At 66.0% G+C, this 10312-nt stretch carries 8 protein-coding genes and 1 pseudogene; 1 reads left to right on the forward strand and 8 read right to left on the reverse strand.

The window, feature by feature from the left end; translation table 11 throughout:
- Nucleotides 1-176 precede the first annotated feature (176 nt).
- The 7 genes from ACWDRB_RS67170 to ACWDRB_RS67200 all read right to left on the reverse strand — a co-directional run bounded on the left by ACWDRB_RS67170 (nucleotide 177) and on the right by ACWDRB_RS67200 (nucleotide 8790).
- Complete coding sequence (locus tag ACWDRB_RS67170; protein ID WP_449912690.1) at nucleotides 177-1787, reverse strand: hypothetical protein; 1611 nt, start codon at nucleotides 1785-1787, stop codon at nucleotides 177-179.
- Between the two features lie 1082 nt (nucleotides 1788-2869).
- A complete protein-coding gene (locus ACWDRB_RS67175) occupies nucleotides 2870-3382 on the reverse strand; it encodes a hypothetical protein (protein ID WP_449912692.1) in 513 nt (170 codons plus the stop codon).
- A 1150-nt stretch (nucleotides 3383-4532) separates the two neighbouring features.
- Nucleotides 4533-4850, reverse strand: a complete 318-nt coding sequence (locus ACWDRB_RS67180) for a hypothetical protein (protein WP_449912694.1) — start codon at nucleotides 4848-4850, stop codon at nucleotides 4533-4535.
- Between the two features lie 494 nt (nucleotides 4851-5344).
- Entirely contained in the window at nucleotides 5345-5809 is a 465-nt protein-coding gene (locus ACWDRB_RS67185; RefSeq protein ID WP_449912700.1) for a group II truncated hemoglobin, read from the reverse strand.
- A gap of 788 nt (nucleotides 5810-6597) precedes the next feature.
- Complete coding sequence (locus ACWDRB_RS67190) at nucleotides 6598-6786, reverse strand: hypothetical protein (protein WP_449912696.1); 189 nt, start codon at nucleotides 6784-6786, stop codon at nucleotides 6598-6600.
- 76 nt (nucleotides 6787-6862) lie between these two features.
- Nucleotides 6863-8329, reverse strand: a complete 1467-nt coding sequence (locus ACWDRB_RS67195) for a tetratricopeptide repeat protein (protein WP_449912697.1) — start codon at nucleotides 8327-8329, stop codon at nucleotides 6863-6865.
- A 44-nt stretch (nucleotides 8330-8373) separates the two neighbouring features.
- Nucleotides 8374-8790, reverse strand: coding sequence for a hypothetical protein (locus tag ACWDRB_RS67200; protein ID WP_449912699.1), 417 nt, complete (start codon nucleotides 8788-8790; stop codon nucleotides 8374-8376).
- 525 nt (nucleotides 8791-9315) lie between these two features.
- On the opposite strand from ACWDRB_RS67200, the gene ACWDRB_RS67205 reads away from it, so the two are divergent.
- On the forward strand, nucleotides 9316-9513 hold the full coding sequence (locus ACWDRB_RS67205) for a hypothetical protein (RefSeq protein WP_449912702.1): 198 nt from the start codon (nucleotides 9316-9318) through the stop codon (nucleotides 9511-9513).
- 107 nt (nucleotides 9514-9620) lie between these two features.
- On the opposite strand, the pseudogene ACWDRB_RS67210 reads toward ACWDRB_RS67205, so the two are convergent.
- A pseudogene (locus ACWDRB_RS67210) lies at nucleotides 9621-9800 on the reverse strand (transposase); the annotation flags it as partial.
- Nucleotides 9801-10312 lie beyond the last annotated feature (512 nt).

The raw sequence follows: 10312 nt of genomic DNA on the forward strand, positions 1-10312 counted from the left end.
ACGCCCAGGCCAAACCCTGGGTCTGGGGACGCCCACCACCGCCACCACGGCAGCTACGCCGAAGGTTCACCTACACCCTTTGAGGAACGCAGCACTAGGACCGCGCCATATTCCTCGTGCCGTGCCCAGTTTCTGATCATGGTCAGCTCTCCTTGCGTGGGCGAATGCCGGAGGCGTCATCCCGCGATCGGTGCCGGCTCCGGCAGCTTCTGTCCCTTGCGCGCAGCCGCGGCTCGCATGGTCGCGGCGGTGCGTGGGCACGTTGCCAGGAGCAGGGCTCGGGCCCGCTCGGCTGGTCCGTCCGGACCACCAGCAGGGACATGGGCCACCTTCTGCTGAGGGTGCTCCTGGCGTTTCTGGAGTTGCTTTGCGGGAGGAGACATACGCTGGTCAGGCGATGTTTGAACGGGTGTGTTCGTGTCGGTGGTCTCGCCTGAAGCATGGCCTTGGTGCCGCTGCTGCCGTACTTGTGCGCCGATCTTCTCGCAGGCCAAACACCAGTGTCCCGAAGGCAACAAATGATCTTCACACTCGGGGTGCGGACAGAAATAGCCGCGATCGATGATGGTCAAGGCAACGGCGACTGGGCGACGAGGCTCGATCCCATACCACACCGTCAGCCGCCGCCGAACGCGCGCGGTCATCTGTTTCACCGTGCGCCCACAGCTCATCTCCCTTTCCACGGCCGCAAGCACCCGTTCCCGGTCCCGCTCACTCATTCGCAGCTGCCAGGTGAGGGGGATAGCGGCCATGACGCTCAGAGCGCCTCTCGGTCGAAGCCGTCCGGAGGTGCCCCCCCTGTCTTCGTGGATATTCCTCTCGCGCGGAAGCGCGTCCTCGGCGTCATCGCTACGGACCTGTACATCGCCTACGGCGAGAGGTGAACAATCGCGCTTCTCAAATCCCCTTTCAAGGTCCGGCTTCTGTATCGCCTCAGCGTCCGAGATCATTTCGGCCAAACTTCCTAGATCGTTTCGGCTCAGATTCCGAGATCGCTCCGCCGTCGGCTCCTGCGCTGGCCCGTTGCCGGGCTCCGCAGAGGGCTCCCCGTCAAGGACTGCGGCTGCATCAACGACATGCAACGGCGCATCATGCGTCCGGTACGCGATCATGCGGCCGGTACGGTGGTGTGAGATCCACCCATCCTCTTCGAGAGCGCTCAGCATGGACCGCAACGTTCGATCGGTCACATCCAGGTCTTCAGCCAACTCGGACTGACTGCGGACCGCCCCGACAGCTTCGTCACGGCGCAGCCGGCAGTAGAGCTCCAACATCGCCGATCGGTTCCGTCGAGGCGTCCACACACCCTGGATGCTGCGGCAGCCGACGCCGGCCGCCGCACGGTAGGAGATCCGAGCCCAGGCCGCGTCCTCCGGAAACAGAGCGAGGTAACGACGGGTGGTCCGGGTGCTGGTGTCGGTAATGATCCACGCGCCAGCCGCGTGCAACGCGTTGTAGATGGTCGACGGATGCATGCCGAGCCGGTCAGCCAGGAACCCGATGCTCGCCGTGCAGCCCGCGCGACGTTGCGAAAGAGCGGCCACCTGGGCCACAACAGGCCAGACAGCGCCATGTGGAAGCCCCAGCGGGATTTTGACCGTGCCGTCGGGCAACTCGTCGAGCGGGCGCGCGACGGCGGCGGAGGAGTCGGTCATGCCCCGTCCCGGGCGCGGTCTCGCCTCGAACGGTGCCTGGGGCGAATCGTCCATCAGGGTGGCGTCGTCGAGCGGATCCGCCGTGCTGAACGGCTCTGCTTTTTGGCGCGCTGAATCGAGCGCATGGCTCATGGTGTGCTCCGTGCGACTTTTGGGTGCACTAAACACAGGTGTTGGCGGCTGCCTGGGGGCAGCTGGCCGGCACCTGGGGTGCGTTATGGCGTTAGGCGGGCCCGGGTATATCGCCTCCGGGCAGCGGCTGACCTAGATCAGGGGTGCCTCCGGTTTCATGTGTAGCGGGTGCGCCGGTCGTGGTAGGGCGACGGCGAGTCGGTAGGGCCGAGCGGCAGCCCAGGCCATGACGAAGCGAGTCCGTACCAGCCGAACAGGGCCGCGACCGCTGGCGAGGTCTGCGGTTGTGGATCCAGTTTTGGGTACGCTAAATAGAGCGCATGGCTCATGCTTCGTCCGCTCGGTTTTGGGTGCACTAAACAAAGCTGCTGGCGGCCTGGTGGGCCCAGCGCCGCTCGCCGCTGAGTGCGTTATGGGGTTAGGTGTGGACCCGGGCAGGTGACTTCCGGGCGATGGGGGTTAGGGCAACGGCGCCTCCGAGATGGGGCGCAGTCGTTGCGCCGTCGGCCGGACAGCGACGGCGAGTTCGTGGGGCCGCCCGGCTACCGGGCGGACACAATGGCAAGCCAACGATGAGGCGATGGAGCGCACCAGCGCATGGGCCTGCTGCGTGAGGCAGCTGTCATGGGGGAGCACCCAGTGCCGCACAGGACGTTGGTCGGGGCCCTTCGCCCGCCTACGCCGATGCGGTAGCTCGATACGGCCTGATCCGCGCACTGTCCGCTTGAGGGAATGCACACGCGGAGAATGTCCGCTCCACGGCGTGTCCGGTTTGAGACACTCGTGAGTGGTAAAGATCGTCATAGGCCCGGACACGCCGAACACGCCGTTTGCGCGCACGACTAGCCGACCCTGCAAGTCATCGTCTATCGTGGACTCCAGGACTTCTGGACACCGGCCAGGCACGCGAAAGCGCTAAGCCGACTCGAGCCGGGTCGGATGTCTTTGGTTTGTAGAGAGAGCTCTCGCGCACGGTTTCCAGGCCATCTAGCGCGGGGGCTCTCTGCATTTGTGCGGGTTCGCCGCTATGGGCGTCCTACGTCGGCGTCGGCGCGTCTCCTCTCGCCGAAAATACGGCGGGCTTAGGCCGCATGTTGAGCCAGAACATCGCTGCTCAGAAGCGACAACTGCTTCTCGTCGATGCGGTTGCCTGCCGGAGACACGCTGATGGGATCGCCGGCAAGCAGGCAACCAACCAGAGTGGATGCCGTGGCAGCCTCGGCGCCCCCTCCATCGGTGGGATGTAGTGCACTGAGCAACGTCCCGAGATAGGCAGTCATGTCGGGGTAGTCGTAGTCGCTGTAGGCGGCCTTGATGCGAGCCTTTGCACCCTTGGGCGTTCGGACAGTGACCGACTTCCGGATGCCGCCTGAGATCTGGGTGCCTCTCAGCAAAGTGGGAATCACCGAGTGCATGGCGGCGGCCCGCGCGGGATCCTTCGCGGGATTCGGATGCAAAGCGACGATGAGGTCCGCCATGTAGACACCGAGCTGCCGGTACTTGTGCAGTGACGCGGCGCGCTCCATCCGTCCCCTCAACTCGAGCGGGAGCTTGAGCGTGGAGATGTCCCTCGGTCCCTTGTAGGGCTGTGCCACCTCTATTCCCTCCAATCACTGATGATCGAGACCGTAGCGCACCCGCAATCAGATTGCGAGTAGCCATGCGGCCCAGTTTTTCGGCTGCCCACAGGTTCCTGAGACCAAGGCGAAGCTGTATGGGAGCACTTCCACTCCCGTAGCAGACGCGGATATGCGCGCTACGGACCTCGGCCGCTGCTGGACGAAGGCATTGGGTACTACAGAGCGCAGCCGTTGGACAGCCGTGAGCGTCAGACGAGCATAGAACGCCGGAGGCTCCTCCACTGGGACGCGACAGAAAAGCTCCAGTTGCCGTCTTCTGATTGAACCACCACGGCTCGTGGCGCAGGAGATCGCCGATGGCGCGGCAGTTGGGGCCCGGCGTGCGCGGGGCCGTGACACGTTGTCGGCTCGATGTCGCGGTTGGAGGTTGATCCGCCCCGGAGGGCAGTGGTTGTGATTCGCCTCGCTCACCTTCACGATCCCGAAGGCAAGAGCGAACAGGCCATCTGCCCAGATGGACACGATGCGCCGGTTGCTACTCGCCAAGGGAGGAACTTCAGTGGGCGCCACGATGCCTCCGCACCTCAAGAATCAAAGGATGCCAGAAAACCCGGACGGCCCCGCGCGGTTGCACGAGCCGGTTCGGGGCCGCATGCCGAGCACGACCGCAGGCATCGCAGGCAGGTCGCCTGACAAGGTTTCTTGTGCCAGATGACGGCGATACCGTTCCCTGCACGCGCGGCGGGACGGTACAGAGCAAGTAGAGGGGGCGCTTGCACCGCGTGGGGTAACAGATGACCGACGAATATCGCGCCCCAGATCTCGGGTCGGACACGAACTTGGGCACTGGCCTGGCCAGCGCCGGACCGGCGACGGATTCGCACACGCCATCCCGCATCGGCGGCCGGACACTGCTGCGGCTCCGCCTTGGCCTGCTGGGCCGGGGGAGGGCGTGAGCTCGGCGACCTGCCCGGCGTCGTGGCCAGCCCAGCCCGGGTCACGGACGTCGCCCAGAGCACGGTGGGCGCCGCTCAACGGCAGCCACCAGTGACTGCGCCCCGCTGTCACGGTACGGAGGGCGTTTGCGCCGGTGCCTCGCGAGAGTGAGCCGGGCAGCAGCCGGCCCCAACCACAAATCCTGCAACCGGTCGGTGTTCGCTCGCCCTCAGCTCACCGGAGGTTCCGGCAGAGCGGCCAGGAGCCGGTCGAGCTTGGCGTCGACTTGACCGAAGCGCGTTTCGATGAGGTCTTTCAGCCGCTGCTCAAGGTGGTCCAGATGCTCCTTGGTGGCCAGTGATGCGTTGCCCGCCATGATTTCCCCGAAGACTGGCTCGGTGTAGTCGAGGATCTCCTGGCGGAGCGTGTGCGGAAGCTGGTCCACGGCCGCCTTGATGTCTCCCACGTCGGCACCGAGCGTGAAGGCGGCCGCTTCGAGCCGTTGGACGCGGTCGGCAAGGTGTGCGCGGTGCTGGGGAGCGGTCATGTGGCTAATCGTAGCCCGCGGCTGTCTTGCTCGGGTGGGGCTCTGGGCCGATCAGTTCGCGACGACGGTGCCACGGTGTCGACGCGGCGAAACGAGCACGAGCTGGTCGGCGAGGAAGCGGCCAGGCCGCTTGGCTCCTGGCACAGCCTGCCGACCGCGATGTCGCCTTCCATCGCAGCTGCCTGCCCCTGTTGGAAGGCGCCGAAGCGGGGCAGGCGGGCGACCTGGGCCGATCACCCCTGTCTGGTCGACCGTGTTCCTGTCGCCGAAGGACCTGTTGACTGCACTAAATCATGAGTTGTCGCCGTTCAGGGCGTTATCTGCTAATGCCCTAGCCCACGCACGATGGGCGGCTCGACCCTCGGTCGATGGAGAACTGTGAGCACCTGGACGAGCGACGAGCCCGAGCCGGACACGTCGAATATGATCGGAACATACGCGAGGAGTACGCCTGAGCACATTTCACGCGGCGGTCGATCCAGCTGTGCCCGGTCTTACGGGGCCGGTTCGTGCTGCTCGTCGCCATCCCAGCTCCAGTGCGGGACTGCGCGCAAGGGGTGCAGGTCGGCGTCGGTTTCAGCGTGGGAGTTCTGCATAGCGACGTGCGAGCCGAACTCCACGTGTTCGCGTATGGCCTGCCGAAAGGCCTGGTCAGTGGGCATGTCGGACTCTTCGACTGCTTGCATGTAGAGATCGACGAAACGCTGCCGCTGCTCCTCGGTGATCCGCAAGTGCCGGTGAACGTTGATGATGTGCTCGAATCCCAGGTTGCGGGTGAACCGGTCGGGACCGCCGAATGATTCGGCCGTGAACCAGGTCAAGTTCTCTACGTGGTGCGGCTTGGCTTCGGGGAAGAGCACCTTAAGCAGGGGATCGGTGAGGACCTTGGCGTAGAAGACCTCTTCCAAGCGGTGCAAGCCCTCGTCGCCGCCGGCGTGCGCGTACAAACTGGTCATCATCGCCACCCGTACCCGGAGTCGTTCCTACACGAAGTACCGCGTCGAACCGAAGATCGCCCCGAAGCCTACCGCGTTGTCCTCGGCCTGGACGCCCAGTCGGGGCGTCACGAGGCCTGCTCCTGGTCTGAGACCCTGCCCAGCTCTTGTCCGAAGACGGGGGCAGGCGAACCTGAAGCCTGCCCACGGATCATGCTGACGTGATCGCCGGGAAGAACATTCTCAGCGCTGCATGCGGTGCCAGCCTGCCAAGGCTTCGCCGTCGGCTGGCCTGCGGTGCAGGAACGAGCGGGCAGCGATGGAGTTGATGCGGTGAGCGGCCACCATGTGCGGGTGTCAGGACCGCTCCGCCAGTTGCTGAACGAGCGTTCGGGCGCGTGCCACCTCTACGTGCAACATCTCGAGGGCGCGGAGCACTTCGTCCGCGGTCGAGGTGGCAGCAGGGTCCGCGGCAACCAAAGAATGATCACTGACGCTCTCGGCCGCGCGTCGTACGGGGTGCAGCACGGACGCGAGGGCGAGACGGTGCTCATCTCTCATAGCACCCCACCGTACCCCATCACTCGAATCCCTGTTCGCATGTCTGGGTGTAGCGGATGAACGTATCTGCTGCCCTCCAGGCGACCGTGTCGACATCATGGGGTGCCCGCGCGGCCCAACCTCCCTGCCTGCGCGAAGGAGGCGGGACGCCAGTGTGGTGGTGCACATCGGCGCGGCTGAACGCTACCGCGTGCGGCCAGCCCATAGACCAGGAGGTATAGGCAGGCTCAGTGCCGAGATAACGCACCCCTTTACGTCCCGCTCCGCTCGGGATGGGTCAGCAGGTCGATCATCAACATGGCGGCCTCGGGGTCTTGGATGGCGCGAGCCCGCAACAGCACGAGAGCCTCCTCCACCTGGCCGCCAGCGGCCAGCAACTTACCGAGCTCACTGGCGGCATAGGGATCTCCGGCATTGGCGCGCTCGCGCAGCTCAACCACCTGACCCTGCTCCACGAGCAGGTCGACCAGCCGTTCTACGGCGAACCCATCCCTGCGGTCCGCGCGTGCCCGGAGCTCATCGACCAGGCCCAGTTCGAAGATCGGCCAGCTTCAGGCCGGCGAAGAAATCGTGGGCATCGGCGCGGGCGCGCAGCTCGTCCAGACGCCGAGAAGCCACGAGCAGGTCGGCCAGCTCCTGCTGCCTGTCATGGGTCCGTGCCAGCGCCAGCGCTTCTTCCTCCAGCCCGCCTTTGGTGAACAACTCGATCAGCCGGGTGACGGCGAAGTCGGTGTCGAGGCCGGAGTCGATTCGGGCGCGCAGTTCCTCCACCCGCCCATGCTCAGCGAGAAGTTCGGCCAGCCGGCTGGCCGCATGAAGGTTTCCGCCGTCGGCATGCATGCGCAACAGAGCGAGGGCCTCCTCTACCTGCCCACGTTCGGCGAGCAGCCCCCCTAATCGATCGACGGCCAACGCGTCGCCGTCGTCAGCGCGGCTTCTCAACTCCTCTTCTCGTCCGTGTTCAGCCAGAAGATCGACCAGCCGCTCGGCGACCGTGTTGTTGTCGTCATGGTCGCGCAGCAGTGCCAGGGCCTCCTCTACGTGCCCGCGTTCGGCGAGTAGCCCGCCCAGCCGGTCAGCGGCGAAGCCATCACCCGCGTCGGCGCGGACACGCAGTTCCTCCACCCGCCCATGCTCAGCCAGGAGGCCAGCCAGCCGGTGAGCGGCCAGAGCGTCACCGGCGTCGGCGCGGGCGCCCAATTCTTCCATCCGCCCATGCTTGGCCAAGAGGTCGACCAGCAGCGTCTCGGCTGAGGGGAGTCCGAAGCGAATGACCAGATCGGGGATGAAGGGCAAACCAGGACCGGCGCGAGCTTGCAGTACGGCGATGGCCTCATCCACCCGCCCATGCCTGGTGAGCAAATCGATCAGCCGGTGGAAGGCACCCGGGAAGTCGGTGGCGGCGAGCGGTCGCACCAGGACCAGGGCTTCCTCCACCTGTCCGAGCTCAGCCAGGAGATCCGACAACCGGGCCGCGACGGCGGGATTACTAGCGTGAGCACGCAGCACGGCCAAGGCTTGTTCGATCTGCCCGCGCCCGGCAAGCAGAGCGCCCAGCTGGATGATGGCCGCAACGTCTCCCGACTTGCTACGGCTCCTCAGAAAGTCCTGGAGGATGGTGGCGGTCAGCCGGTCCTGGAGCAAAATATGCCGGAACTGCCAGACGGTTCCGGCTTGGCGCAAAATACCGCGCCGGTGAGCATCATTGAGGAACCGCCACAACCGCCAGGGGAGCAGCCCCCGCAAGGCAAGCGAAAGGTGGATCAATCGATATCGGACCCAGGTGCCCCATCCGGCGGCCAGACCCGCGTTGGCGCCATACACCAGCGCCCCCGCGGACACGGCCGACACCAGGTCAGGAACGCCGCCCGCCACTGCCGCGGCCGTGCCCACCACCAGGGCACCGATCAGAGCATGCCGGCCTGCGGCATCAGCAGCGACCCGATGCGTGAGGCGGAGGGTGGCCCGGGGACCGACCGCCAAACCCCCACCTGGTTCCCACCGTGCGCTGGCCCGGCTTCGCGTGGCTAACGTCCGTCCTCCCGCATGAGGTGAAGGCCGGCCCGCGAAAGCGCGATCGGCAGCAGCGAGGCAGCTGCCATGACCCCAGCCGAGATCAGGCCGAGCACGAGGCCGAACAGCGGAGCCCACACTGCGACGCCGGTCAGGACCGGCCCGGCTGCGGCAAAGGCCGCTCGCAACAGCAGAAGTCGACGACGGGGGAAAGTGCGATAATAGGGTGCATCGTCCTCGGGCCACAGCGGCCGCCACCAACCCGCTAGGTTGACCACGAACAGTACCGCCACCGCCGCCGCCACGGCTGGTCCGGCCGCCAGGGTAGCGACCGTGGCAGCGCTGATCACAGCCAGCCCGACGGTGACCCGCGCAAGCCAGGGGCGCGCAACCAGCAGACCAGCCAGCAACTGCCACCACCGCCAGTCCACCCAGCCCGTTAAGTCGGAATCGCCCTATGCCGACAGCCCCGACAACAGACGCCGTGTCGGGAGGTGTGAACGTTTGCACCGCTGGAGACTGGGTTTCAAGCAGTCTGGCCTTCGCCATATCACGCGGGCCTTGCACGACCGTGCCTTCGGCGTCTTCACGGCACTCCGCGCTTTCCCGCCATGCTCTTGTCCCCTCCCGGTTTCCCGTTCAGGTAAGGCGGGTGGCCCAGAGGTCACCTCCTCCCGAACCTCTGCCCCCTGCGGGGGCGATCCGGCGCCGAGTTAGACGGCGCACTCTCTCGACGCAACGGGCTCTCCACGTGTCTTGCCCAGCGGTCAGCTTGTGGCTGCCGGTTCGAACCTGGCGGGGGCCACGATCACCACGGCGCGGAGCATTACGACGAGCAGCGGAATGCGTCGCAAGGCCAGAATGACGTGCTGTTGGAGGAAGGCCAGCTTCCACCAACAGCTCTCCCTCTACCATGCCACCAGGGCGGGCCCCGGATGGGCCGTGAGGGACACCCGATGAACGGCCTGTCTGACGCCGAGCGCGCTCAGTTCGCCGGGGTGCTGCGGGCCATTCGAACAGGCGGTGCCCAGTTGGAGAGCTCGCGGACGGCCAGCCGCGACTCGCCGACTTTCTCCGGAGGGGTCCTGCCCGACATCGATGACGTGACGATCGGCCGCGTGCTGCATCGCAGCCGAGCCCACGACGGAGGCTGAAGAGAGCATGACGAGCGCGACCGACGAGACCGCCGCACCGGCACCCGCGCCAGCGCAGGAGCAGGCCGCATTTCACAGCTGCCGGGTGCGACGTAGCCCACGGGCCGGACGTTCTCGGAGATGGTTGATTCGCACCCGGCGCGGACGGCCCAGCGGGTCTGCCATGCTGGATCTGCCTGGTCGGCGCGGTTACGGGTTTGGGTCTCGTGCAGCGGGTGGGGCAGCAGCGCCAGTGCGCGGGGTCGTTTGGCCGATGCGGTGCACGAGGTGCGAACCGGGCAGGCCCGGCAGGTGCCGGGTCGTCGTGGATGTGCTCGGTGAGCTGCCCATCTTGGACCGGGGCGATGGTGGTGGCCACGTGCACCACAAGATGCTGCAGGTCATCATCGCAGGTCTCGGTCAAATGGACCCGGTAGCCGCTCCATTCGGTGCCGCAGCGCGCATCGACATCGTTGGGAGAATCGAAGCGCAGCGAGGCCGGCGGTAGCGTGCTGCCATCCCTCCAGCGCAGTGCGCCGTGCGCGTCGGTGCAGTGAGGTGATCTCAGGGAAATAATTCGGACGATGAGGGATGTCCGGGACACTGGCGGTGGCGTTTCGGGCCTTTCGGGAGAAGTCGTCGAAGGCCGGAGACAGACGTGGAGCCTCCGGTAGATGAGTTCTCACCACAAGAAAGCACAACCGCCGAAAGGCTCCACGTGATTGTGAGCTTCCCCCCGCAGCACGGACACCTGAGGTGAGGTCACTCAGCGGTGCCTGACGGCCTGTAGAGGCCCTCGAACGTGACGGGGCTGTGCATT

The organism is Nonomuraea sp. NPDC003707 (assembly GCF_053587055.1).